At 71.1% G+C, this 25,848-nt stretch carries 16 protein-coding genes; 11 read left to right on the forward strand and 5 right to left on the reverse strand.

Going from position 1 to position 25,848, the window contains the following annotated elements:
* Window positions 1-87 precede the first annotated feature (87 nt).
* The 6 genes from IG99_RS07645 (at window position 88) to IG99_RS07670 (ending at window position 11,668) form a co-directional block, all read left to right on the forward strand.
* Entirely contained in the window at window positions 88-1,404 is a 1,317-nt protein-coding gene (locus IG99_RS07645; RefSeq protein ID WP_037671198.1) for an ABC transporter substrate-binding protein, read from the forward strand.
* An 86-nt stretch (window positions 1,405-1,490) separates the two neighbouring features.
* Window positions 1,491-2,456, forward strand: a complete 966-nt coding sequence (locus tag IG99_RS07650; protein ID WP_037671200.1) for a carbohydrate ABC transporter permease — start codon at window positions 1,491-1,493, stop codon at window positions 2,454-2,456.
* A 29-nt stretch (window positions 2,457-2,485) separates the two neighbouring features.
* The gene (locus IG99_RS07655; protein WP_037671202.1) at window positions 2,486-3,307 is read left to right on the forward strand and encodes a carbohydrate ABC transporter permease; all 822 of its coding nucleotides are present in this window, start codon (window positions 2,486-2,488) and stop codon (window positions 3,305-3,307) included.
* A 55-nt stretch (window positions 3,308-3,362) separates the two neighbouring features.
* Window positions 3,363-5,330 carry a glycoside hydrolase family 127 protein gene (locus tag IG99_RS07660; RefSeq protein ID WP_037671204.1) on the forward strand — a complete coding sequence of 656 codons (1,968 nt, stop codon included), beginning with the start codon at window positions 3,363-3,365 and terminating at the stop codon, window positions 5,328-5,330.
* A gap of 44 nt (window positions 5,331-5,374) precedes the next feature.
* A complete protein-coding gene (locus IG99_RS07665) occupies window positions 5,375-9,472 on the forward strand; it encodes an Ig-like domain-containing protein (protein WP_051865010.1) in 4,098 nt (1,365 codons plus the stop codon).
* 57 nt (window positions 9,473-9,529) lie between these two features.
* Window positions 9,530-11,668 (forward strand): glycoside hydrolase family 127 protein, encoded by a 2,139-nt coding sequence (locus tag IG99_RS07670; RefSeq protein ID WP_199815467.1) that lies wholly within the window; start codon window positions 9,530-9,532, stop codon window positions 11,666-11,668.
* A 13-nt stretch (window positions 11,669-11,681) separates the two neighbouring features.
* Here IG99_RS07670 and IG99_RS07675 read toward each other — a convergent pair whose 3' ends face one another.
* The 3 genes from IG99_RS07675 to IG99_RS07685 are packed head-to-tail and all read right to left on the reverse strand — an operon-like array spanning window position 11,682 to window position 14,800.
* Entirely contained in the window at window positions 11,682-12,890 is a 1,209-nt protein-coding gene (locus tag IG99_RS07675) for a sugar ABC transporter permease (protein ID WP_051865012.1), read from the reverse strand.
* Window positions 12,884-13,657, reverse strand: coding sequence for an ATP-binding cassette domain-containing protein (locus tag IG99_RS07680; protein ID WP_037671206.1), 774 nt, complete (start codon window positions 13,655-13,657; stop codon window positions 12,884-12,886). Before IG99_RS07680 ends, IG99_RS07675 begins: the two co-directional genes overlap by 7 nt.
* A 45-nt stretch (window positions 13,658-13,702) precedes the next feature.
* Window positions 13,703-14,800: a sugar ABC transporter substrate-binding protein gene (locus tag IG99_RS07685; RefSeq protein ID WP_037671208.1), complete on the reverse strand. Its 1,098-nt coding sequence runs from the start codon at window positions 14,798-14,800 to the stop codon at window positions 13,703-13,705.
* Between the two features lie 586 nt (window positions 14,801-15,386).
* Between IG99_RS07685 and IG99_RS07690 the strand changes: the two genes are divergently transcribed.
* The 3 genes from IG99_RS07690 (at window position 15,387) to IG99_RS07700 (ending at window position 21,176) form a co-directional block, all read left to right on the forward strand.
* On the forward strand, window positions 15,387-17,921 hold the full coding sequence (locus IG99_RS07690) for a SpoIIE family protein phosphatase (protein ID WP_051865013.1): 2,535 nt from the start codon (window positions 15,387-15,389) through the stop codon (window positions 17,919-17,921).
* Window positions 17,918-19,003 carry a sugar ABC transporter substrate-binding protein gene (locus IG99_RS07695; RefSeq protein WP_037671209.1) on the forward strand — a complete coding sequence of 362 codons (1,086 nt, stop codon included), beginning with the start codon at window positions 17,918-17,920 and terminating at the stop codon, window positions 19,001-19,003. The genes IG99_RS07690 and IG99_RS07695 overlap by 4 nt, the downstream gene beginning before the upstream one ends.
* Window positions 19,004-19,112: 109 nt before the next feature.
* On the forward strand, window positions 19,113-21,176 hold the full coding sequence (locus IG99_RS07700; RefSeq protein WP_037671210.1) for a galactose-binding domain-containing protein: 2,064 nt from the start codon (window positions 19,113-19,115) through the stop codon (window positions 21,174-21,176).
* Window positions 21,177-21,194: 18 nt separating this feature from the next.
* Here IG99_RS07700 and IG99_RS07705 read toward each other — a convergent pair whose 3' ends face one another.
* Window positions 21,195-22,847 carry an NAD-dependent malic enzyme gene (locus IG99_RS07705; protein WP_037671212.1) on the reverse strand — a complete coding sequence of 551 codons (1,653 nt, stop codon included), beginning with the start codon at window positions 22,845-22,847 and terminating at the stop codon, window positions 21,195-21,197.
* 74 nt (window positions 22,848-22,921) lie between these two features.
* Entirely contained in the window at window positions 22,922-24,313 is a 1,392-nt protein-coding gene (locus tag IG99_RS07710; RefSeq protein ID WP_037671215.1) for a hypothetical protein, read from the reverse strand.
* A gap of 154 nt (window positions 24,314-24,467) precedes the next feature.
* On the opposite strand from IG99_RS07710, the gene IG99_RS07715 reads away from it, so the two are divergent.
* Window positions 24,468-24,950 carry an SRPBCC family protein gene (locus tag IG99_RS07715; protein ID WP_234311768.1) on the forward strand — a complete coding sequence of 161 codons (483 nt, stop codon included), beginning with the start codon at window positions 24,468-24,470 and terminating at the stop codon, window positions 24,948-24,950.
* A complete protein-coding gene (locus tag IG99_RS07720; RefSeq protein ID WP_051865015.1) occupies window positions 24,943-25,803 on the forward strand; it encodes an alpha/beta hydrolase family protein in 861 nt (286 codons plus the stop codon). Before IG99_RS07715 ends, IG99_RS07720 begins: the two co-directional genes overlap by 8 nt.
* The last annotated feature ends 45 nt before the right edge of the window (window positions 25,804-25,848 follow it).

The raw sequence follows: 25,848 nt of genomic DNA on the forward strand, positions 1-25,848 counted from the left end.
GTTCCGTGCAAGGGGATTGACGGGCAGTGAGCGGGGTCCTAGCTTTCAGAAAGCCTTTTCGGTCCATTTCTGTCGAGGGGGAACGTCATGGGGAGCACGACCGGACGACGTGGACAGATGCGCCGACTCGCCCTCGGCGCCGTCGCATTGCTCACCACCGCGAGCCTGATCACGGCCTGCGGGTCGGGGGAGGACGGTTCGGGAGGAGGGGGAGGGGGCAAGGCGGCGGACGCGAAAGGCGTCGACGACGGCGCCACGTTGACGATGTGGACACGGGCCGCGACCAGACCGCAGAGCGAAGCACTTGTCAAGGCGTACAACGCCCACCACAAGAACAAGATCGAACTCACCGTCATCCCCACCGACGACTACCAGGCCAAGGTCGGCGCCGCCGCCGGCTCCCGTGACCTCCCCGACCTCTTCGCCTCCGACGTGGTCTTCGTCCCCAACTACACCTCCAGTGGCCTCTTCGCCGACCTCACCGACCGCGTCGACGCCCTTCCCTTCGCCGACAAGCTGGCCCAGTCGCACATCAAGGCAGGCACCTACGAGGGCAAGAAGTACGTCGTGCCGCACACCCTCGACCTGTCGGTGCTCTTCTACAACAAGGAGCTCTACAAGAAGGCCGAGCTGGACCCCGCGAAGCCGCCCACCACCCTGGCCGAGTGGGACCGCCAGGCCCGGGCCGTCGACGCGCTCGGCGGAGACGTCAACGGCACCTTCTTCGGCGGCAACTGCGGCGGCTGCGGCGTCTTCACCTGGTGGCCGTCCATCTGGGCCGCCGGCGACCAGGTGCTGAACGAGGACGGCACCGAGGCGAAGCTCGACTCCGCCACCGCGAAGAAGGTCTACGACACCTACCGCGGCTGGGTGAAGGACGACATCGTCGCCCCCGGCGCCCGCGACGAGACGGGCGCGACCTGGACCGGCGTCTTCCCCAAGGGCAAGGTCGGCGTGATGCCCATGCCGTCGACCACCCTCGGCCTGATGCCCAAGAACCTCGACCTCGGCGTCGCGCCCATCCCCGGACCCGACGGCGGCAAGTCCACCTTCGTCGGCGGTGACGCCATCGGCATCGCCGCCACCAGCAAGAAGGCCGACCAGGCCTGGAACTTCCTCGCCTGGTCCCTGGGCGACGAGGCGCAGGTCGACGTGGTCGCCGCGCACAAGGACGTGGTGGCACGCACCGACCTGGCGTCCAACAAGTACTCCGACGCAGACCCGCGCCTGGTCACCATCAACCAGCTCGTCGCGGACGGCCGCACCCCCTACGCGCTGAAGTTCGGGCAGACCTTCAACGACCCCAACGGGCCCTGGCTGAGCCTGATGCGCGACGCCGTCTTCGGCGACGGAGCGTCCGTGGAGAAGGACAACAAGGCCGTCAGCGCGTCGCTGGCCGACTGATCCGCCGTACCCCCACCGCACACCCGCGAGCCCCGCACCCCGCAAGCCCCGCACGTTGCTCCCACGTCACCCGGCAGAGGAGAGCCATGCAGGTGAAGGCGCCCGACCGAGCGGCCGCCGAGCACCGGGCGCCACCGCGACGCCCGGCAGACCGCCCCCGTCCCCCCGCGGCCCGGTGGTGGCGGTCCCGCACGGTCCAGGGCCTCGGCTACGCGGCCCCCACGGCCCTGTTCGTCGCGGTCTTCTTCCTGCTGCCCCTGCTGCTCGTCGGGCAGATGTCACTCCACGACTGGCCTCTGCTCGCCGGCGACCGGGGCGGCAACGCACCCGAGAACTACACCGACATCAGCGACAGCCCGCTGTTCTGGCCCGCCGTCCGCTTCACCCTCCTCTACACCGTGATCGTCACGGTCGTCCTCCTGGGCCTCGCGCTCCTGCTCGCCCTGCTGGTGCAGGAGTCCCGCCCCGGCGCCGGCTTCTTCCGCACGGTCTACTTCCTCCCCGGCGCCCTGGGACTCGCCTCCGCGTCCCTGCTGTTCTGGGGCCTGTACAGCCCCACCACCGGCCCCCTCACCGGCATCCTGGAGAAACTCGGCCTCGTCGACGACCCGGTGTCCTTCCTCGGCACACCGACCTCGGCCCTGCTGTCGACGGTGTTCCTCGTCGTCTGGAAGTTCGCCGGCTTCTACATGCTGATCCTGCTCGTAGGACTCCAGCGCATCCCCCACGAGATCTACGAGGCTGCGCGGATGGACGGCGCGAGCCGGGCCCAGATCTTCCGCTCCATCACCCTGCCCCTGCTGCGGCCCTCGCTCGCGCTGTCCCTGCTGCTGTGCGTGACCGGATCCCTGCTCGCTTTCGACCAGTTCTTCGTCCTCACCAAGGGCGGACCGGACAACAGCACCGTCACCGTCGTGCAGTTGATCTACCGGGAGGCGTTCCAGAAGCTGAACCTCGGCACCGCGGCGGCCCTGTCGATCATCGTGCTGGCCGCGCTGCTCCTGCTCAACATCGTGCAGTTCCGCGGCCTGCGCCGCGACGACGCGTCATGACCCCCGCCACCTTACGAAGGGACACCCCGGTGCTCACCCGCGCCCTCGGCCGGACGCCGTACTACGTCGTCGCCGGAGGTCTGGCCGTCATCTTCCTCTTCCCGCTGCTGTGGAACGCCTGGGCCTCGGTCAGCGCCCAGCCCGGTACCGCGCAGGACTCCGGCTACGGCCTCGGCAACTACAAGACACTGCTCGGTTACGACGCCGGCCTGTGGCGGTACCTCCTCAACAGCACCCTCGTCTCGGCACTCACCGTCGCCCTGACCCTCGGGGTGTCGCTGCTCGGCGGTTACGCCTTCGCCCGCTTCGACTTCCCCGGCAAGAACCTGCTGTTCCTGCTGACACTGGCCATCCTCATGGTCCCGTACGCCACCCTCCTCATCCCGCTCTACGTGCTGCTCGGCAGGCTCCACCTGCAGAACTCACTGATCGGGCTGAGCCTGGTGCTGACCATGTTCCAACTGCCGTTCGCCACCTTCATGATGCGGATCTCCTTCGAGGCCGTACCCCGCGAACTGGAGGAGTCGGCGCTCGTCGACGGCTGCGGCACGGCGGGCGCGCTGCGCCGGATCCTCCTCCCGGCGGTGCGACCGGGGCTGATCACCGTGGGGCTGTTCGCCTTCCTCGCCGCCTGGAACGACTTCATCGCACCTCTGATCCTCATCTCGGACAGCGAGAAGGCACCCCTGCCGCTGGCCGTCGCGAACCTGCGCCAGCAGAGCATGGGCGCCGTCGACTACGGCGCGACCGAGGCCGGCGTGGTCGTCCTCGCCGTCCCCTGCCTGCTGCTCTTCCTGCTGCTGCAACGCCACTACGTACGGGGTTTCATGTCGGGCGCGCTCAAGGGCTGAGGCGCCGGACCACAGAGAGCGGACAACCGAAAGGACGTACCGAAGGCATGAACTGGTGAGGGAGAACACGGCGCGCTCGTCCGTCCTGCCGGTGGCGCCGAGCCGGGGACGGCTGCGGCCGCTCGGTCTCGACGAGGTCAGGATCACCGGAGGCTTCTGGGGCCGGCGCCGGCACACCAACGCCACCGCCACACTCGGCCACTGCCTCGACTGGATGGAACGCGTCGGCTGGACCGGCAACTTCCGGGCCGCCGCCGAGGGACGGATCCACCGCGACCGACGGGGCCGGGAGTTCGCCGACTCCGAGATGTACAAGCTGCTCGAAGCCATGGCCTGGGACGGCGTCTCGCACGACGTTTCGCACGACCTCTCGCACGCCGCGGAGATCGCGACGTTCAGCGACGTCGTCGCCTCCGCCCAGGAACCCGACGGCTACCTCAACACCGCCTTCGGACGCCCCGGACAGCAGCCCCGCTACAGCGATCTCGAATGGGGCCACGAGCTGTACTGCTACGGGCACCTGATCCAGGCGGGAGTGGCGCAGACGCGGGCCGGCGGCGAGGGCGAGCTCGCGAAGATCGCCCGCCGGGCCGCCGACCACGTCTGCGTCACCTTCGGCCCGGGCGGCATCGAGGGCGTCTGCGGGCACCCCGAGATCGAGACCGCCCTGGTCGAACTGGCCCGGGCGACCGGGGAACAGCGCTACCTCGACCAGGCGGCCCTCTTCCTCGGTCGGCGCGGCCGGCGCACCCTCGCCGACATCGAGTTCGGCCGCGCCTACTTCCAGGACGACATGCCCGTCCGTGACGCCACCGTGCTGCGCGGCCACGCCGTCCGCGCCCTCTACCTCGCGTCCGGCGCCGTCGACGTGGCCGTGGAGACCGGCGACGAGGACCTGCTCGCCGCGGTCGTACGCCAGTGGGAGGCCACGGTCGCCCGCCGCACCTACCTCACCGGCGGCATGGGCTCCCACCACCGCGACGAGTCCTTCGGCGACGACTTCGTACTGCCGCCCGACCGCGCCTACTCGGAGACCTGCGCCGGCGTCGCCTCCGTGATGCTCAGCTGGCGACTGCTGCTCGCCACCGGCGACCCGCGCTACGCCGACCTCGCCGAACGCACCCTGTTCAACGTGGTCGCGACCTCCCCGTCCGAGGACGGCCGGGCCTTCTTCTACGCCAACACCCTGCACCGGCGCCACCGGGGCACCGTGCCGCCCGCGGACCGTGACAGTCCGCGCGCCGAGTCGAGCCTGCGGGCCCCCTGGTTCGCGGTGTCGTGCTGCCCGACCAACGTGGCCCGGACACTGGCGGCCCTGCCCGCGTACCTGGCGACGGCGGACGACCACGGCATCCAGCTGCACCAGTACGCGGACGCGGAGATCACCACCGTCCTCTCCACCGGCCGGCCCGTCGCACTGCGGCTCCGTACCGACTACCCCTCCGGAGGAAGCGTGACCGTGCGGATCGGCAGGTCCCCGGACCAGCCCTGGACCCTCTCCCTGCGCGTCCCCGCCTGGACGCGGGGCGCCACCGTGTGGCTGGTCGAACCGGACGGCGTACGGCGGGCCGTGGCACCGGGTACGGCCGAGGTCACCCGCGTCTTCCGGCCCGGCGACGAGGTACGGCTCGAACTGCCCGTGACACCGCGCTGGATCACGGCCGACCCGCGCGTCGACGCGGTGCGCGGCACGCTGGCCGTGCAGCGGGGGCCGCTGGTGTACTGCGCCGAGTCCGTCGACCTGCCCGACGGACACGAGGTCGACGCCGTACGGGTGGATCCCTCCGCCGAGCCCGCGGACGGGCCGGACGACACCGTTGTCGTAGCCGGTGCACTCGCCGCGCCGGGCCCGGAGCACGACGCCCCGTGGCCGTACCGGACGCCCGACGAGGACTCCGCCCCTGCCGCGGACCCGGCGGGGATCGTTCTCGTTCCCTACCACTCCTGGGCCAACCGCGGCCCCTCGACGATGCGGGTGTGGCTGCCGACGGAGGAACCGGCCCGCACCGGTACAGGGAGGTAGCCGTGCCACGACCGCGAAGACGACACCACCGCCGAAGCACGGCCGTGGCGCCGGTCCTGGGACTGCTCGCCACCCTCGCCACCGCCACCCCCGCCACGGCGGACAACGCGGACATCGGCTACCCGGTCTACTCCGGCTCCGCGCACCCGGTGCCGGAGTTGCCGGCCGGCTTCTCCACCCACCGCACCCTGCGCGCCCAGTTCGAGGCCGACCGCAAGGCGGGCGACGGGACCGACTTCTGGATGGACCGCATGCTGGCCCGCAAGGGCGAGGACCCGTCGGGGGACTGGCTGTTCACCCGGGGCCGGGCGGTGTTCATGAAGGAACACGACCCCGACCGGCTCGGGTTCGCCGGCAAGGTCGCGTACTGGGAGAGCATCGACAACCGGTCCGCGTACACCGTCGACCTGTCCGTGAACGGCGAGAAGCTCACCCTCCGCGAGGACACCGCCGCCCGCACCCAGACCCCCAGCTACTGGCGCAGCGTGTTCACCCACGAGGCCACCGGACTGAAGGTCACCCAGACCAAGTTCATCACCGACGCCGACGTGGCCGTGACCAACCTGGCCGTCACCAACACCGGTTCCGCGCGCCGTGCGGTCACGCTGCGCGCCTCGTCGCCGTACACCACGTCCCCCGAAGGCCGTGAACTCACCGGTGCGGTGCCCGCGAAGAACAACCTCACCACGGTCTTCCCCCGGCTCAGCGGCGACGGCTTCGCCCCCGACGAGCAAGCCCTGACCCGGAACCTCACCGTGCCCGCCGGCCGCACCCTCACCACCAAGGTCCAACTCGGTTTCGTCACAGAGGAGATCGGCCGCTCCCGCACGGAGTACGACGCGGTGCGCACCGCCACCCCGGCCGCCGCCTTCCGCACCCATGTGCAGACGTACAACCGCTGGTGGGGGGAGAACCTGCCCTACCTCGACGTTCCCGACGACAACATCGAGAAGACGCTCTACTACCGCTGGTGGCTGCTGCGTTACAACTACCTCGACGCCGACATCCCGGGCAACGACTACCAGTTCCCCACCTCCATGGAGGGCGTGCTCGGCTACAACAACGCCATCGCGCTGACCGTCGGCATGTTCGTCGACGACCTCAAGTACCTGCGCGACCCGAGCTACTCCTACGGTCCCTGGGTGTCCGCGGGCGAGGTGTCGAAGAACGGCAAGTACACCGACAACCCGGGCGACCCGGAGAACTGGTCCAACAGCTACACCCAGTACATCTCCGAGGCCGCCTGGCGCTCCTACCAGGTGCACGGCGGACCCGACGGCGTGGTGCGCAACCTCGCGCGGTACGCCGAGAAGGACGTCAGGGGCCAGCTCGAGAACTACGACCACGACGGCAACGGGCTGATCGAGTACGACTGGGGCGCGATGACCGGCAACGACGCCGACGCGGTGTCGTTCGACTGGAAGCCGGGCAACATGGACCGCGCCGAGTCGGCGTACGTCCACAGCAACGCCACGGCCGCGGCCCGCGCCTACGACCTGCTCGGTGAGAAGGACAAGGCCGACGAGATGCGCGGGGTCGCGCAGCGCGTCAAGGACGGAGTCCTGAAGTACCTCTGGGATCCGAAGGACAAGCTGGTCAAGCACCGGCACGTCGCCAGCGACACCCTGGTGCCCTGGAAGGAGATCAACAACTACTACCCGTACAGCGTGGGCCTGATGCCCACGCCGGACGAGGACCCGCAGTACCTGGAAGCCCTGCGGCTGTGGGCGGACGACAAGCAGTACCCCGTCTTCCCGTTCTTCACCGCCAACCAGGCCGACAAGGCGGAGGCGGCGGAGCAGGGGCACCCGGGGAGCAACAACTTCTCCGTCATCAACTCCACCGTCACCTTCCGCTTCCTCTCCTCGGTGCTGCGGAAGTACCCGAACAAGTACATCGACAACAGCTGGTACAAGAAGCTGCTGTCCTGGAACGCCTGGTCCCACTACGTCGACGGCGACAACCGGTGGCCCGACCAGAACGAGTTCTGGTCCGACGGCAGCGCCGACCCGCAGAAGATCGGCTACCGCTCCTGGATCCACCACACCATCCTCGGCACCACCAACTGGACCGTCATCGAGGACGCGATGGGATTCCGGCCGCGCGACGACCGGAAGATCGAGTTGTCGCCGATCGACATCGACTGGTCCCACTTCGCGGTGACCGACATCAACTACCGCGGCACCGACGTGGCCGTACTGTGGGACCAGCCGGGCGACGAAAAACGGCCGTACGGCAAGCGAGTCCCCGAGGGGTACTCCCTCTACCTCGACGGGAAGCTCGCCCTGACCGCCGACCGCCTCACCCACCTCGTCTACGACCCCGTCACCCGCAAGGTCACCTTCCCCGACGGCGGCGGGGCCAAGGCCCGGACCACCGGGCTGCGTACGGCCGTCGCCGAACCGCAGGCCGTGCGGTACGGCCCGAAGGACCGGGTCACCGACCTCTTCGCCAAGGCCGGCCGGGACCTGACGGGCAGAGCGAAGGACGACCTCGCCGTCGGCGCCACCGCCCGCGCCTCCCACGAGGCACCCGGCCGGGGAGTGGCGGGAGCGGTGGACGGCTTCACGATCAACGAGCCCTTCTGGGGCGCACGAGGGTCGGGCAACGCCGAGGACTGGTACGAGATCGACTTCGGGCGCTCGCGTCAGGTCGACGACGTCAGGGTCCACTTCTACAGCGACAAACGGCCCGGCGGATACGCCGAACCCGCCCTCTACAGCGTCCAGTACCAGGACGGCGGCGGGCAGTGGAAGGACGTGCCCGGCCAGGTCAAGTCGCCCGTGTACCCGCGGGCCAACCTCAACGAGGTGCGCTTCCGTAAGCTCACGACGGGCAAGCTGAGGGTGCTGATGCGTCACCGCGACGGTCACACCAGCGGACTGAAGGAGATCCAGGCGTTCGCCACCGGCGTCCGGCCCCCGGCGGCCCGCAACCACGCGCCGTACGTCGAGGCATGGCGGGACACCACCTACAGCCGGCCCGGGCAGGTCCGGTTGACGGGGATCGTCGAGGACGACGGGCTGCCGGAGCGCAAGCTGTCGTCCTCGTGGAGGGCGGTGGGCGGCCCCGAGGGCGCCGCCGTCATCCTCGACACCCCGAACGCCCCGACCACCGTCGCCCGCTTCACCGAGCCCGGCACCTACACCCTCGAACTCACCGCCACCGACGGCGCGTCGACGTCCTCGAAGCAGGTCGTGGTCAAGGCGGAGGGGCTCGCCGACGGCCAGGTCAACGTGGCCCCGGCCGCGACACCCACGGCGTCCTACACCTCGGGCTGGGAGTCGGTCGCGGCGATCAACGACGGCCGCGAACCCGTCTCCTCCTCCGACGCCCCACGCTGGGGCAGCTGGCCGCAGAAGGGCACCCAGTGGGTCCAGTACACCTGGGACGAGCCGGTCCGTGTGGACGGCTCCGACCTGTACTTCTTCCGTGACGCCCAGCCGGGCGCGGCCGACGGCGTCGGCGTCCCGGCCTCCTGGGTCATCGAGTACCGCGACGGCGACACCTGGCGCGAGGTCGCCTCGCCCAGCGGCTACGGCACCCAGGAGGACCGCTACAACCGGACCACCTTCACGCCGGTCACCACCACCGCCCTGCGCGCCCGGCTGACCGGACACCCGAACCTGGCGCTCGGCGTGCAGGAGTGGAAGGTGTACGCCGAGACACCGGAGTCCGTGCGCGAGGTCCACGTCCCCACCCCGCGCGGCAAGATCCCCGAACTGCCGCGCGAGGTGACCCTGATGTACCCGGACGGCTCCACGGCCCGCTCGCCCGTCGCCTGGCCCGCCCTCACCGCGGACCAGGTCGCCGAGGGCGGCACCAGCGTACGGATCACCGGGCTCGCCGACCGGGCCGGCCGGCCCGTCACCGCGACCGTGTGGGTGCGGCAGACGGACGCCGTCGAGATCACCAGCATCGCGGAGGAGCGGGTCACCGCCCGCGCCGGACGGGCACCCACGCTTCCCGCGACCGTCGTCGCCACCTACAACGACGGCTCGAAGGACAGCGGCGTCCCGGTGACCTGGGACCCGGTGGACCCGGACCGCTACGCCGGGCCCGGGACCTTCGAGGTGAAGGGCACCGTGGCGGGCACCACGTACCGCGCCACGGCGACCGTCACCGTGACCGCCCCCTCATGACCATCCGTCCCCCCTCCCGTCCCATGCCCGCCGACGACCGACGATCGGAGACCGAGCGTGTCCCAGCCCCCCACCCGCCGCCGCGTACTGAGCCTCGCGGCAGGTACGGTGGCCGCCGTACCCCTCGTGCAGGCGGCCACCCCGGCCCAGGCCGCCCCCGCCCCGCCGGCCCCGGCTGCGGCGCCGACCCCGCCCACCTGGGCCGTACAGCCCTTCCCGCTCGACCGGGTGACCCTCGGCGACGGTGTCTTCCGCCGCAAGCGCGATCTGATGCTCGACTACGCCAGGTCCTACCCGGCCGACCGCATCCTGGCCGTCTTCCGGGCCAACGCCGGGCTCGACACCCGCGGCGCCCGGCCGCCCGGCGGCTGGGAGACCTCCGACGGCAACCTGCGCGGCCACTTCGGCGGACACTTCCTCACCCTGATCGCCCAGGCGTACGCCGACACCAGGGAGCCCGCGCTCAAGGCCAAGCTCGACTACCTGGTGACCGCGCTGGGCGAGTGCCAGCAGGCCCTGGCCGAGCACGGCACACCCAAACCGAGCCACCCCGGCTTCCTCGCGGCGTACCCGGAGACGCAGTTCATCCTGCTGGAGAGCTACACGACGTACCCCACCATCTGGGCGCCGTACTACACCTGCCACAAGATCATGCGCGGTCTCCTCGACGCGCACACCCTCGCCGGGAACGCCCAGGCCCTGACCATCGCCTCGAAGATGGGCGACTGGGTGCACAGCCGCCTCGGCCGGCTGCCGAAGGCGCAGCTGGAACGCATGTGGTCGATCTACATCGCCGGTGAGTACGGCGGGATGAACGAGGTGCTGGCCGACCTGTACGCCCTCACCGGACGGCAGGAACACCTCGCCGCCGCCCGCTGCTTCGACAACACCGCGCTCCTGGACGCCTGCGCCGAGGACCGCGACATCCTCGACGGCCGGCACGCCAACCAGCACATCCCCCAGTTCACCGGCTACGTCCGGCTCTCCGACCACACGGGGGAGGAGAGGTACGCCGCCGCGGCCCGCAACTTCTGGGGCATGGTCGTCGACCCGCGGACGTACAGCCTGGGCGGTACCGGGCAGGGTGAGATGTTCCGGGCACGGGGTGCCATCGCGGCCACCCTGGGTGACAACAACGCCGAGACCTGCGCGACGTACAACATGCTGAAGCTGAGCCGGCAGCTGTTCTTCCGGGAGCCGGACCCGGCGTACATGGACTACTACGAGCGGGGCCTGACCAACCACATCCTCGCCTCCCGGCGGGACGCCCCCAGCACGACCAGCCCGGAGGTCACCTACTTCGTCGGTATGGGCCCGGGGGTCGTGCGCGAGTACGACAACACCGGCACCTGCTGCGGCGGCACCGGCATGGAGAACCACACCAAGTACCAGGACTCCGTCTACTTCCGCTCCGCCGACGGCAACGCGCTGTACGTCAACCTCTACCTCGCCTCGACGCTGCGCTGGCCGGAGCGGGGCTTCGTCGTCGAGCAGACGAGCGACTACCCGGCCGAGGGGGTGCGCACCCTGACCTTCCGCGAGGGCAGCGGGAGGCTCGACCTGAGACTCCGGGTGCCGTCCTGGGCGACGGGAGGCTTCACCGTCACGGTCAACGGGGTCCGGCAGCGCGTCGAGGCGGTGCCCGGCAGCTACCTGACGCTGAGCAGGAGCTGGCGCCCGGGCGACCAGGTGAAGGTCTCCGCTCCGTACCGCCTGCGCGTCGAGAGGGCCCTGGACGATCCCACCGTCCAGTCGGTGTTCTTCGGACCGGTCCTGCTGGTCGCGCGCAGCCCGGAAACGGGTTTCCGTGCCTTCTCCTTCTACAAGTACTTCACCCTTCGCGGCGACCTCGCCGACTCCGTCCGCCCCGAGGGCCGCCCGCTGCACTTCACGACCCACGGCCTGACGCTCGCCCCGTTCCATATCGCGGACGACAGCCGCTACCACGCCTATTTCAAGCGCTCCGAGCCCGTCGTGGTCTTCGGCACGGCCGACTCGGGGGTGCCGAACCGGGCCCGCGCCGACGGCCTGACCTTCCTCGACGTGCTCTGGCAGCAGGCACCGTTCGCGACCTCCGGCCGCTTCGTGACGGCGGTGCGCACCCTCGCCGACGGCTGGCAGTCGCAGGGGCTGTTCACCCGCGCCGAACGGGACCGTGTGGTGGCGGCGGCGGTCGGCGCACGCCTGCGGCACTGAACCCCCGGTCCCGTCACGCCCGCCCGTGCGCCTCCTGCGAGCGGCGTGACAGCGAGTCGATGACCACCGCGGCGAAGAGCACCCCTCCCGTGATCATGAACTGGACCGCGGCAGGGGTGTCCGTGATCGCCATGCCCGAGGCGATCGACTGGATGACCAGCATGCCGAGCACCGCCGACCAGGTCGTACCCCGTCCGCCGAACAGGCTCGTGCCCCCGATGACGGCCGCCGCGATGGCGTTCAGCAGCAGCACGCCCGAACCCGAACTCTGGCTCACCGAGGTGATCCGGGACGCCAGGAACAGGCCGCCGATCGCGGCCATGGTGCCCGAGATCGCGAGCACCGCCGTCTGCACCCGGGTCACGCTGAGACTGGCACGCCGGGCCGCCTCGACGCCGCCGCCGAGGGCGTAGACCTGCCGCCCGTAGTGCGTGCGGCGCAGGAGGAGGTCGAGGCCGGCCACCATCATCAGGAAGATCAGAAGGGCGAGCGGCAGCCCCTGGAAGCGGTTGAGCACGTACGCGGCGGCGAACGCGATCACCGCGACCACCCCGGTTCGGGTCGCGATGCTGCCCAGCGAGCGGTGCGGCATGCCGACGGCCTGGCGGCGCCGCCGGTCCTGGTACGCCACGAGGAACACCAGCCCGGCGCCGACCGCCGCCACGGCGTACGCGACGGCGTCGCTGGTGAAGTAGTAGCTGGTCAGCTCGGCGACCAGGCCGTTCTCGTCGAGGTTGACGGTGCCGCTGGTGCCCAGGATGGACAGCATGAGGCCGTTCCAGGTGAGCAGCCCCGCCAGGGTGACGACGAACGCCGGCACCCGGGTCCTGGCGAACGAATAGCCCTGGACGGTTCCCGCCACCGTTCCCGCGAGCACCGCGACGACGAGGGCCAGCCACTCCGGCACACCGCTGTTCACGTTGAGCACGGCGAAGACGGCCGCGGCGAGCCCGCTGATCGAACCGACCGACAGATCGAGCTCGCCGAGCAGCAGGACGAAGACGATGCCGACGGCGATCAGCCCCGTGCCCACGATGTCCACGCTGAGGTTGGACAGGTTGCGGGGTGAGAGGAAGTTCGGGTTGAGGGACTGGAAGACGATCCAGATCGCGGCGAGGACGAGGACGACGGGGAGGGAACCCAGCTCACCGGCGCTCAGCTTGCGCCGGATGACGGTGACCCAGCCCTCCACCGTCCCGGTGAAACGCTTCCCTTTCACCAACCCGCCTCCCGGGGAACCATGCGGCGGGGCACGTTCTCCGTGGCGCCGGTGATGGAGGAGATGATCTGTTCCTGGGACGCGGTGTTCACGTCGAAGAAGCCGTTGTTGCGACCGAGCCGCAGCACGGCCGCACGGTCCGCGAGGGCCTTGACGTCGCCCATGTTGTGGCTGATCAGCAGCACGCCCAGGCCGCGCTCGCGCAATCGGTCGACGAGGTCGAGGACCTCGCCGGTCTGCTCGATGCCCAAAGACGCGGTCGGTTCGTCCAGCAGGAGGACCCGCGGTTCCCCGAGCAGCGAACGGGCGATCGCGACCGTCTGCCGCTGACCACCGGAGAGCGAGACGACCGGAGCGCGCAGATCGGGGATACCCCTGGTCAGGCGTTTCAGCAGTTGGAGGGAGTGGCGCTCCATCTCCACCTCGTCGAGGAACCCGAACTTGCGGATCTCCCGCCCGAGGAACAGGTTCCCGACGACGTCGAGGTTCCCGCACAGCGCGAGGTCCTGGAAGACGGTGGCGATGCCGAGGTCCTGCGCGTCATGGGGACGCCTGATGTGGACCGGCCGCCCCTCCCACTCGATCACGCCCTTGTCCGCGGGGGCCACCCCGGCGATCACCTTGACCAGGGTGGACTTGCCCGCCCCGTTGTCGCCCAGCAGCGCGACGACCTGGCCGGCGTGGATCTCCAGCTCGATGTCGGTCAGGACCTCCACGACGCCGTAGCGCTTGCACACGCCGCGCAGGGCCAGCAAGGGGGGACTCGGCACGGATCCATCTCCTTCCCGGGCCCCGGAGCGGCCGGGACCGCCCTGTCAGGTCAGCCCGGCCTCGGCGCAGGCGGCTTCGATCTCGGGGGTGCAGATCTGCCGGATCGTGTAGACGCCGTCCTTCACCACCGTGTCCTTGATGCTGTCGGCGGTCACGGACACCGGGGAGAGCATGACGGCCGGGACCACCTTCCCGGCGCTGGTCGTCACCTTGTCCTCGGCGACCCGGTCGAGCTTCTCGCCCCGCGCCGCGGCCACGGCCAGGGCGGCACCGCCGGACGCCTCCGGGGCGAAGGGCTTGTAGACGGTCATGTACTGGTCGCCGGCGACGATGCGCCGCAAGGCCCCCAGTTCGGCGTCCTGACCGGTGACCGGGGGCAGCGGGGTGACCTTGTTCGCCCTGAGGGCCGAGATGCTGCCGGCGGCGAGTCCGTCGTTGGCGGCGTACACCCCGTGGATGTTGCCGACACCGAGGGCGGAGATGGCCCCGGCCATGTTGGTGTTCGCGTTCTCCGTCCGCCACTGGAGGGTGTCGTAGGCCTTTCCGATCTTCACCTTCCCCTGGAGCACGGACAGCGCGCCCTTCTTGAACGACGACGCGTTGGGGTCGGTGGGATCGCCGTTCATCATCACGATCTGCCGGTCGTCCCCGGCGTCCGGATCGTCGTCCATGGCCTTCAGCAGCGCTCCGCCCTGGAGCCTGCCGACCTCCTCGCCGTCGAACGAGACGAATCCCGCGATCGGACCCCGGGCGAGGCGGTCGTAGGCGATGACGGGGATGCCCGCCTGGTCCGCCTTGCGGACGGCAGGACCGAGCGAGCGGGCGTCCACCGCCACGAGCACGATGGCGTCGACCCCCTTGGTGACCATCGAGTCCATCTGTTCCTGCTGGAGGGCCACGTCGTTCTTGGCGTTGGCGTGCTCGACCACGCAGTCGGCGCAGCGCTGCTCGATCTCCTTCTCCAGCAGGGGCCTGTCCTGTGTCTCCCAGCGGGCCGTGGTGGCGTCCGGCAGCAGCAGACCGATCGTCGGTGGATCACCGCCGACGGCGTCGTTCCCCTTGCCCGCGCCACAGGCCGCGAGGGCGACCGCCGTCGAGAGCGCGGCCACCGCGACGGCCGCGCCCCGGATGCAGGCCATCATGTGCGGGACCTCCCTTGTCCGCCGGCGCGGTGCGACGGCGGAGGAACGGCGCACGCGCAGCTCGCTGCCGGGGGTACGAAGGCGGCGGGCCGGCCGGGGCCGGCGATGACGCGATGCGCCAGCGTGCCGCCGACCGAGCCGATGCGGACGCGGCGCGAGGGCGTCGCATGCGGCAGCCGGGGCCGGTGGCCGTGCCCAAGGCTGCGGGTCGCACGACTGCGGCTCGGAGGGTCGCGGCGTGTCGGCGCCCGTCCCGGCGCGGTGGGTCCGTCGCCCGACCCGCCAGGTACATTCGGCTTCCGCATCGAGCATGGCGACTCCCGGCCTCCTCACCGTGCCACGCGTCGACCACGTCGTCAGTCTGTCACCGGGCACGGTGAACTGCGAGCGCAGCTGCTTCGGCCACCGACCGGCTCGGCGGCAGACAATTCTGGGCATAGGACGGCAGACAATTCTGGGCATAGGCGAGAATCGTACGCGTATACATAGATCTGTCCGGTTAGCCGGTTTATGCGATTCTGGTGTGTGGGTGCCCCGATCTCATCCTGTCGGCACCTGCGGCATGGACGGGAGGTAGGTTGCGGACATGCCTCATGACGGCCCTGCCCGGGCCGGGGTCTCGCAGCAGCGGGTGTCCGAGGCCTCGGTCGCGGACACCGGTTCAGCGCCGCCGGTGTCCGAGGCCGCCGCGAGCGACCGGGCCCTGACCTTCGCCGGAGTCGCGCTGGCGGCGCTCTATGTGTCCGAGGCCGGCGCCGAGCTCCTGCTGGTGGAAACCACCGGACCTTCCGGCGCCGAGGGGTTCGGGCTGCCGGAGAAGCTGCCGTTGTCCGGTGATTCGCCCGCGGCGCACGCCTTCCGCGCCGACCGGCCCGTCTGGCTGAACCCCGTGGCCCTCGCTTCCTACCCCCAGGGTGGCCCGTCGCCCGCGCGCGCAGACGTCTCGTTCGGCGTGTTGCCGCTCGGCAGGGACGGCGGACGGCTGGGCTGCCTCGTGGTCGTGGGCGACTCCCCGAACGGCTTCGAGGCCGAGCAGCGCGGTTTCCTCGAGCGGTACGCCGACGCGGTCGCCGGCCTGCTGCCCGCCGCGAACGGCCGGGCCGCGGCGCCGCCGTTGCTGCGTCCGGCCCTGCGCAGCCTGCGCGCCGGCTCCTTCGTGCTGGTGCCGGACACCGGCCTGATCGAGGCGGACGAGACGCTGCTCGAACTCGTCGGCATCACGCCGGACGACTTCGACGGCAAGGCCGACACCCTGCTCGCGCACGCCCTCCCCGAGGACATGCACGCCCTGATGTCGGTGCTGGAGCCGTCCCCGCAGGCGTTCGGCAGGCGGGAACTGGAATTCCGGGTCCGCCGTCCCACCGGTGAGATGCGCTGGCTGAGCCTGAGCTGCCGGGTCGTGGCGGGCACCGACGAGCGGCCGGAGCAGGTGCTCGGCGTGGTGACGGCGACCGCCGTGCTGCGCCGCAGCGCCGACGACGTGTCCCGCATCCAGTGGCTGACCGCCGCGCTCGACGACGCCGCCACCGTCCGTGACGTCAGCCGGATCGTGGTCACCGCGCTGCGCGAGCCGCTCGGCGCCGACCGCGTGGCCCTCGCCGAACTGCAGGACGACCGGCTCATGGTGACGATGCTCGACCCGCCGCAGCCCGAGGCATGGCCGGACATCTGGCGCGCCGAATGGCGTTCGGAGTGGCCCGACGCCCCGATCAGCGGTCTGCCCACCCTCCAGATGGCGCTGCGCGACGGGCGGACCGACCTGTGGCCCGCCGGTACGGTCCTGGAATCCGGTCTGGCGGGCATCGGCAGCGGCGGCCTGGCCGTGCTGCCGCTGCCCGCCAAGGGCAGGATCGCCGGCGTGTGCCTGGTCGGCTGGGACCAGCCGCACGACTTCGTCCCCGAGGAGCGCTCCCTGCTCACCGCGACCGCGGCTCTGGTCGGGGAGGCCCTCAAGCGGGCGCACGCGCACGACGCCGAGCAGGAGCTCGCCACGATGCTCCAGCGCAGCCTGCTGCCCCGCCGCCTCCCCCAGCTGCCCGGTGGAACCGCGGTCGCCCGCTATCTGCCGGCCCGGCGGGGGCTGCAGGTGGGCGGCGACTGGTACGACGTCATCGCGCTCTCCGAGGACCGCGTGGCCCTGGTCATCGGCGACGTCCAGGGGCACAGCGCCGGAGCCGCGACGATCATGGGCCAGATGCGTACGGCGGTCCGGGCCTACGCGGTGGAGGGGCACCCGCCTGACGTGGTCGTCTCGCACGCCAACCGCCTCCTGGTCGGCATGGAGACCGACCTGTTCGCCACCTGCTGCTACGCCGAGCTGGACCTGGAGGAGGGCAACACCCTGTTCGTCCGGGCCGGCCACCTCGCCCCGCTGCTGCGCCACCCCGACGGCGTCACCGAGGAGGTCGAGGTCGAGGGCGGACCCCCGCTCGGCATCCTCGCGGAGGCGGAGTTCCCCATGACCGCCGTCGCCCTGGCCCCCGGCACGGTGCTCGCCCTGGTCACCGACGGCCTGGTCGAGGCCGCCGACCTGCCCCTCGACGAGGGCATGGAACGCGTGCGCGCCGCGCTCGCCGTGGTCGACCCGGCGGACCCGGGGCGGATGGCCGACCAACTGCTCGGCGAGATCGGCCGCCGTGAGGACGACGTGGCCCTGCTGGTACTGCGCTACGACGGCATGGAGAGCCGCCCCATCCGGGCCGGCTGGGCGGTGTGGCGGCTGCCCGACGCCGTCATGCACGCCCGCCGTTTCACCGCGCGCACCCTGCGCCGCTGGAGGGTCGAGGAGGTGTCCGACACGGTGCTGCTGGTGGTGTCCGAGCTGGTCACCAACGCCCTGGTGCACACGCAGGGGCCGGTCCGCGTCGATCTGATGCTGCGCGGCGACCGGGTGCGGGTCTGTGTGAGCGACTCCTCGCCGCGGGCGCCCGCCAAGCCGGTGATCGTGGACTGGGAGTCCACCGGCGGCCGGGGCCTGTTGCTGGTCGAGGCGATGGCGGAGTCCTTCGGCACGGTGCCGGTGGCCGGCGGCAAGCAGGTGTGGAGCGAGATCGCCGTACCGCGCGACGAGCCGGATCCCGCGCAGGCGACGCCGCGCAAGGAAGGCTGGGAGCTGTCATGAGGGCCCGGGTGTGGCAGGGGCTCGCGGTGTTCGCCGCCGGACTGCTGACGCTGACGTCGACCGCCTGCGGCGGAGGCGACGGCGCGGGAGGCTCCGACGACTTCACCGTCGGCCTGCTGCTCCCCAACCGGACGACCCCGCGGTGGGAGAAGTCGGACCGGCCGCTGATCGAAAAGCGGGTCAAGGAGCTCTGCCCCGGCTGCACCGTGGACTACGCCAACGCCGACGACGACGCGGCGCGGCAGCGACAGCAGATGGTCACCATGATCACCAAAGGGGCCCGGGTCCTGATCCTCGACGTCGCCGACACCAGGGCGCTGCGCTCCTCGATCCAGGAGGCCCGCAAGGAGGGCGTGCCCGTCGTCGCCTACGACCGGCTCGCCGAGGGCCCGATCTCGGGCTACGTCACCTTCGACGGCGCCCAGGTCGGCCGGCTCCAGGGCGAGGCGCTGCTGAAGGCCGTGGCGAAGCGGGGGACCGGCAAGGACGTCGTCATGATGAACGGCGATCCGACCAGCGCCAACGCGGCCTGGTTCCGCAGGGGCTCGCTCTCCGTCCTCAAGGACAGGGTGATCATCAGCAGGTCGTACGACACCCAGGACTGGAGCACGGAGAACGCCCACACCAACATGGCCGCGGCCATCGCCGCCCTGGGCCCGAACCGGATCGACGGCGTCCTCGCGGCCAACGACGACATGGCCGCGGGTGTCATCTCCGCTCTCAAGAGCGCCCGGGTCAGCAACCTGCCTCCCGTCACCGGCCAGGACGCCGATCTCGACGCCGTGCGGCGCATCGTCAAGGGCGAGCAGTACATGACGGTCTACAAGCCGTTCGACGAGGAAGCGAACGCGGCCGCGGAGATGGCGGTGGCGCTGGGGCGCGGCGAGGACCTCAGCGGCATCGCCACCACGACGTTCGACAGCCCCACCACACCGCGCATCCCCGCGGTGCTGCTCACCCCGCAGTCGGTGACCGTGGACAACATCGAACAGACCCTCGTCGCGGACGGTGTGTATACCGTTGGCCAGATCTGCGTCCCGAACCTGCGGGCCGCCTGCGAGAAGGCCGGACTGATCCGGTAAGTGACGGGCTCCACAGAGAAGTTACCGCGAAGTATTGACGCGGCATGCGGCAGCGGTGATCCTCGTTCCACATCTTGTGCCGCTCATGACAATTCAAGGGACGTGGGTAGTGACCAGTGCTCAACGCCCGTACCGCAGCCGCAAAGACGTCACCCTCGTCTCGCTGCTCCTCCTCGTGCTGGCCATGACCCTCGGCCCCACGCCGAGTTCGGCCGCCGCCGCCGACTGGTGGACACCCACCGCACGGCCCGCGCCGGACTCGCAGATCGACGTCACGGGCGAGCCGTTCAAGGGCACGAACTCCGCGGGCGAGGTGCGCGGGTTCGTCGACGCGCACGACCACCTCTTCGCCAACGAGGGCTTCGGCGGGCGGCTCATCTGCGGCAAGACGTTCTCCGAGAAGGGCATCGCCGACGCCCTCAAGGACTGTCCCGAGCACTACCCCGACGGCTCCCTCGCCGTCTTCGACTTCATCACCAACGGTGGTGACGGCAAGCACGATCCGAACGGCTGGCCCACCTTCAAGGACTGGCCCCGCTACAACTCACTGACCCACCAGCAGAACTACTACGCCTGGGTGGAGCGGGCCTGGCGCGGCGGCCAGCGGGTGCTCGTCAACGACCTCGTCACCAACGGCGTGATCTGCTCGGTGTACTTCTTCAAGGACCGCGGCTGCGACGAGATGACGTCGATCCGCCTCCAGGCGAAGCTGACCTACGACCTCCAGTCCTACGTCGACACGATGTACGGCGGCCCCGGCAAGGGCTGGTTCCGTATCGTCACCGACAGCGCACAGGCCCGACAGGTCGTCGAGCAGGGCAAGTTGGCGGTCGTCCTCGGGGTGGAGACCTCCGAGCCGTTCGGCTGCAAGCAGGTCCTGGACATCGCGCAGTGCAGCAGGGCCGACATCGACAAGGGCCTGGACGAGCTGTACGGGCTCGGCGTGCGCAGCATGTTCCTGTGCCACAAGTTCGACAACGCGCTGTGCGGCGTCCGCTTCGACGAGGGCGGCCTCGGCACCGCCATCAACGTCGGGCAGTTCCTGTCGACCGGCACCTTCTGGAAGACCGAGAAGTGCGCCGGCCCCCAGCACGACAACCCGATCGGCGGGGCCGCCGCCCCCGAGGCAGAGAAGCAACTCCCGGCCGGTGTCGACGTCCCCGCGTACGCCGCGGACGCGCAGTGCAACACCCGCGGCCTCACCGAACTCGGTGAGTACGCCGTGCGCGGCATGATGAAACGCAAGATGATGCTCGAGGTCGACCACATGAGCGTCAAGGCCACCGGCCGCGTCCTGGACATCTTCGAGTCCGCGTCCTACCCGGGCGTCCTCTCCTCGCACAGCTGGATGGACCTGAACTGGACCGAGCGGGTCTACGGCCTCGGCGGCTTCGTCGCCCAGTACATGCACGGCTCCGAGCAGTTCGGCGCCGAGGCGAAGCGCACGGACGCCCTGCGCGACAAGTACGGCGTCGGCTACGGCTTCGGCACCGACATGAACGGCGTCGGCGGCTGGCCGGCCCCGCGCGGAGCCGACGCCCCCCACAAGGTCACGTACCCCTTCAAGAGCGTCGACGGCGGCTCCGTCATCGACCGGCAGACCACCGGACAGCGCACCTGGGACCTCAACACCGACGGAGCCGCCCACTACGGGCTCGTCCCCGACTGGATCGAGGACATCCGGCTCGTCGGCGGCCAGGACGTGGTCAACGACCTCTTCCGGGGCGCCGAGTCCTACCTCGACACCTGGGGCGCTTCCGAGAAGCACCAGGCCGGGACCAACCTCGCCAAGGGCGCCCCGGCGACAGCGAGTTCGTCCGAGTCCAACCCGTTCACCAGCTACGCGCCCGGCCGGGCCGCGGACGGCGACAGCGGCAGCCGCTGGGCGAGCGACTGGAGCGACGACCAGTGGTGGCAGGTCGACCTGGGCGCCACCCACCGGGTCGCCCGCGTCACCCTCGACTGGGAACGCGCCTACGGGAAGTCGTACCGCGTCGACCTCTCCACCGACGGCGTGAACTGGAAGACCGCCTGGTCCACCACCTCCGGCGACGGCGGCCTGGACACGGCCCGCTTCACCGGAACCCCCGCCCGCTACGTCCGCGTCCAGGGCCTGGCCCGCGGCACGGACTGGGGATACTCCCTGAACGAGGTGGAGGTCCACAGCAGCTGAGTTCCCCGGAGCTCACCGTCACTGGCCGAGCTCCGGGTAGACCGGCTCCCACATGGCGTCCTGCACCTGCTGGATGACGTCGTCCAGATCGGCGCCCGCCACTCCGTCCTCGGCGGCACGGCGGGCGACCGCCGTTGCCACCGTCGCCGACGCGGCACGCAGGTTCTCCACCTCCGGCAGCAGCGGGGCGCCGGGCCCGGACGGGTCGGCCATGTCCGCGACCGCCTCGGCCGCGGCCCGCAGCATGCCGTCCGTGACCCGGGAGGCCCGAGCGACGATCGCACCGAGGCCCAGCCCGGGATAGACCAGGGCGTTGTTGGCCTGCCCGATGACATGCGTCGTGCCGTCCAATTCCACCGGCGGCAGGGGAACCCCGGCCGCGACGAGCGCCCTGCCGTCGGTCCACCGCAGGACCTGCTCCGGCTGGGCCTCCATCTTCTCGGTCGGATTGGACAACGGCAGTACGACCGGCCGCTCCACGTGCTTCGCCATGGACCGTACGACGTCCTCCGTGAAGGCGCCGCGCACGGTCGAGGTGCCCACCAGCACCGTCGGACGGACCCGGTCCACGACCTCCTGGAGCCGCACCGGTGGGTCGTCCCACTCGTCGTCGGGACGCGCGTACGGCCGCTGGTAGTCCCGCAGCCCCTCGGTGGACCGCAGCAGCAGGCCCTGCCGGTCCACGCACCAGATGCGGGCCGTGGCCTCGTCGCGCCCCAGACCGTCGCGGACCATCGCGTCCCGCAGTTGGTCGGCGATGCCCACCCCGGCCGTGCCCGCGCCGAACACCACCACCCGCTGTTCACGCATCGGCGTTCCCGAGACCCGCGACGCGTTCAGCACACAGGCCAGGGTGATGGCACCCGTGCCCTGCATGTCGTCGTTGAACGTGCAGACCTTCTCGCCGTACGTCTCAAGCAGGCGGCGGCCGTTGCCGGGACCGAAGTCCTCCCAGTGCAGCAGCGCGTGCGGGAACAGCTCCCGCACGGTGTCGACGTACGCGGCGACGAAGGCGTCGTAGGCCTTACCGCGCACCCGGCTGTGCCGGTTGCCGACGTACAGCGGGTCGTTGAGCAGCGCCTGGTTGTCGGTGCCGACGTCGAGCACGACCGGGACCGCCCGGCCCGGATGGATGCCGGCGGCCGCCGTGTAGACGGCCAGCTTGCCGACGGAGATCCGCATGCCGCCGACGCCCCAGTCCCCGATGCCGAGGATCTGCTCGGCGTCGGTGGCCACCACCAGGTCGACGTCGTCCGCGCCCAGCTCCAGCGCCTCGAACGCGGGCCGCACGTCCTGCGGACGGTCCACCGACAGGAACACCCCGCGGGGGCGGCGGATCTCATGGCTGTACCGCTTGATCGCCTCACCCACCGTCGGGTCGTACACGATGGGCAGCAGCTCGGTCAGACGGTCGGCCAGGAGCCGGTGGTACAGCACCTCGTTGCGGTCGTGGAGCTGCTCCAGGTACACGTTCTTCGCCAGGTCGCCGTCCTGGGACTCCAGCTGCTCCCAGGCCCGCCGGGCCTGCTGTTCGAGGGAGAGCACGCCGGGTGGCACCATGCCCACCAGGCCGTACTTCTCCCGTTCCTCCTCGGTGAAGGCGACACCCTTGTTGCGCAGCGGGTCGGTCAACAGGGCACGGCCGTACGGTTCGTGACGGCGCGAGGGCATCTGCGCTCCCTCCGACGGGCAGTTCGTCCGCTCCGGGTTTCCCGGCGGCGGGGAACACAAACCGGGGCCGCGGGTCAGGCCCGCAGCGGGTTGGCGCGTGCCGTCGCGAGCAGGTACCAGGCGGTGGCCCCGGTGTGCCGGTACGGGTAGTAGCCGAACCCGAAACCCGTGTCCAGCGGGCTGCTGGCCGACACGACGCCGGAACGTTCGGGGACCGCCCCGCCCCCGATCGTCCGGCCGCCGCCCAGCAGGTCCTGCGCGCGCTCGACCGAGGCGATCAGCCGCCGGGCGCGCGTCTCGTCGCCGGGGGCGCACCGGTCGCGCAGCGCGAGCGCCAGATGGGACGTGCCCTCGAACCACACGCCATTGCGGTCCGGCCTGGGCTGACCCTCGGCGATCGGGACGTCCTCGTTCGCCAGGAGACTCGCGGAGCTGAAGGTGACGCCCTCGTAGGACTGGCCCGCGGGCACCGTGCTGTTGCGGCGGCCGGCCGTGTCCCGCACGGCGAGCTCGCTCGCGGCCCAGTCCAGCGACCGCGCGAACGCGGGGGAGCCGAGAGCGAGGTGGGTCCAGGTCTGGGTGTCCTCGGGGACCGGCGACCTGTTGACCGTCACACCGTCGTTGGTGCCGGTGTAGAAGAAGCCCCCGGAGGGCTCCCACATCCTCGTGACGAAGGCCGCGGCCCGTGCGCGCCGCTCCCGCCACACCCGGTCCCCGGTGAGCCGGGCGAGCTGCCCGAACAGGCCGATCAGGTCGGTGTTGTGCTCGGTCGAGGTGAAGGGGAGCTTCTCGTCCGCCCCGTTGACACCGAACTTGTAGCCGCCGAGGGGCTCGTCCGTGCGGCCGACACGCTCGATCCACTCGCCGATCCGCACGGCGCCGGTGAGGAAACGGCGCTCCCCCGTGCGCCGGGCGAGCGCGGCGAGCGCGATGCCGGCCCATGCCATGTCGCCCACCGCCGTACCCGTGAAGCCGAACTGGGTACCGACGTTGGCCGTGCCGTCCGCCCGCACGAAGCCGTCCGGCTGCGGCGAACCGTCGTAGAAGGTGTACGGCCCCACGTTGTACGCCTGGCGCAGCCGGCCGTCGTCGTACGTGGGGTCGTGGGCCTGGGCGTAGAGGAGCGCGTCGCCCAGCGCGGTCGCCCGGGAGCGGGCGTCCGCGGTGCGGGAGGCGAGGTGGGCCAGGACGACGAGGGCGTTGTCGTAGGTGAACGCCGTGCTGAACAGGCCGGCCTGGTCGGTGTAGCTCTGGGCCAGCCGGACGGGACCGTGATCGGGGTACGCGTCCGTGGCGGCGGCGAGGAAGGCGTAGGCGCGGCCTGCCGCGGAGGCCACGGCGGTGGCGGGGCGGTCCGCCGCCACGGCGGTGCCGGCGCCGGCACCGGTGAGCGCCCCGGCACCGACAGCGAGTCCGGTCCCGATGATCGCGCGGCGACTGGGCGCGGGACCTTGGCTGCCGTTCATGGGTCTCCTCGAAGTCCGGGTTGAGAGCGCTCTCATGAATCGCGCTCATTGTGCTGTGACACCGGGGACGGGTCAACGCCTCGGGCTGTTCCCTGAGTTGACCACCGCTATAGTGAACGCCGACCCGATCCTGTGTGGAGACATGGTGGACGAGATGGGGCAAGTGGAGGAGAGCGCGGTCCTCTCGGTTCCCGCCGAATCCGTGTACCGGGCTGTGAGCGATGTCCGGCGCATGGGGGAGTGGAGCCCGGAATGCATCGGCGTCTGGTCCCGGAGCCGGCAGTTCGGGGCGGGGTCCCGCTTCATCGGGTTCAACCGCCGGCGATGGTGGTTCTGGTTCACCTCGTGCAGGGTGGTGCGGGCCGACCACGCGCGTGAGTTCGCCTTCGAGGTCAGGACCTTCGGAATGCCGGTGGCGCTGTGGGGCTACCGCTTCGAGGACCGGGGCCGAAGCAGCCTCGTGACGGAGTACTGGAGGGACCTGCGGACCGGACGCAGCGCACCGGCCGCCAGACTGCTCGGCCTGGTCTTCACCGGCACCCCACCCGCCCGGCGCGCCGCCGTCAACCGGGACGGCATGCGGCGGACCCTGGACAGACTGAAGACGGCGTTGGAAGGCTCCGCGGACGATGAGTGAGCGTCCCGACGAGACCGCCGTGGCCGACCGGCTGACGGTGACACTGCCGGACGGCGCGGAACTCGCCGTCCACCACTGGCCCGGCGCGTCCGGCGCACCGCTGGTCGTGGTGTGGCCCGCGCTCGGCGTACGGGCCCTGTTCTACCGGCGTTTCGCCACGACCCTCACGGCGCAGGGCCTCGGGGTGGCGGTCGTGGACCTGCGAGGGCAGGGCGACAGCCGGCCCAGGCCGGACGCCTCGGCCCGCTACGGCTACCACGAGCTGGCCACCGTCGACTTCCCGGCCGTCTTCGCCGCCCTGCGCGAACGAGCCCCGGGCAGCCCGGTGTTCCTGCTGGGCCACAGCCTCGGCGGCCAGATCGGCCTGATGTACGCCGCCCGGAACCCCGCCGCCCTCGACGGCGTCCTGCTGGTCGCCGCCGGCACCCCTCACTTCCGCACCTATCCGGGACTCACGGGACTGATCCCGCTGCTCGGCACCGGCATCGTCGCCGGTGTCGCGGCGCTGCGCGGCTACTGGCCGGGCGACGTACTGCGCTTCGCCGGGCGGCAGTCCCGGGTGCTGGTGGCCGACTGGGCCAGCATGGCCCGCACCGGCCACTACCGCCCGGCCGGGGCCGACGTCGACTACGAGGACCTGATCGCCGCCCTGCGCCTGCCGGTGCTGGCGGTGTCCGTCGGCGGTGACGTGCTCGCCCCGCCCGGCGCGGTGGACGCCCTGTGCGGGCTGCTGCGCGGCGCGGACGTCTCACGGTGGCACCTCGACGAACGGCTCAGCCACATGGCGTGGGCCCGGCGGTCCGAGCCGATCGCCGCCGAGATCGGCCGGTGGATCCGCAAGATCCGCAGGTAGCGGAAGGCTCCGGGGCCGGCCTGCTTCGAACGGCGGGTTGCGGGG

It is taken from the genome of Streptomyces griseus subsp. griseus (assembly GCF_000720255.1).
GTDB lineage: Bacteria > Actinomycetota > Actinomycetes > Streptomycetales > Streptomycetaceae > Streptomyces > Streptomyces griseus_I.

Excerpts from the sequence above, each read along its gene's own strand:
- IG99_RS07645 (WP_037671198.1), top strand. The coding sequence starts at position 88 with ATGGGGAGCACGACCGGACGACGTGGACAGATGCGCCGACTCGCCCTC.
- IG99_RS07650 (WP_037671200.1), top strand. The coding sequence starts at position 1,491 with ATGCAGGTGAAGGCGCCCGACCGAGCGGCCGCCGAGCACCGGGCGCCA.
- IG99_RS07685 (WP_037671208.1), bottom strand. The coding sequence starts at position 14,800 with ATGATGGCCTGCATCCGGGGCGCGGCCGTCGCGGTGGCCGCGCTCTCG.
- IG99_RS07690 (WP_051865013.1), top strand. The coding sequence starts at position 15,387 with ATGCCTCATGACGGCCCTGCCCGGGCCGGGGTCTCGCAGCAGCGGGTG.
- IG99_RS07695 (WP_037671209.1), top strand. The coding sequence starts at position 17,918 with ATGAGGGCCCGGGTGTGGCAGGGGCTCGCGGTGTTCGCCGCCGGACTG.
- IG99_RS07705 (WP_037671212.1), bottom strand. The coding sequence starts at position 22,847 with ATGCCCTCGCGCCGTCACGAACCGTACGGCCGTGCCCTGTTGACCGAC.
- IG99_RS07710 (WP_037671215.1), bottom strand. The coding sequence starts at position 24,313 with ATGAACGGCAGCCAAGGTCCCGCGCCCAGTCGCCGCGCGATCATCGGG.
- IG99_RS07715 (WP_234311768.1), top strand. The coding sequence starts at position 24,468 with ATGGGGCAAGTGGAGGAGAGCGCGGTCCTCTCGGTTCCCGCCGAATCC.
- IG99_RS07720 (WP_051865015.1), top strand. The coding sequence starts at position 24,943 with ATGAGTGAGCGTCCCGACGAGACCGCCGTGGCCGACCGGCTGACGGTG.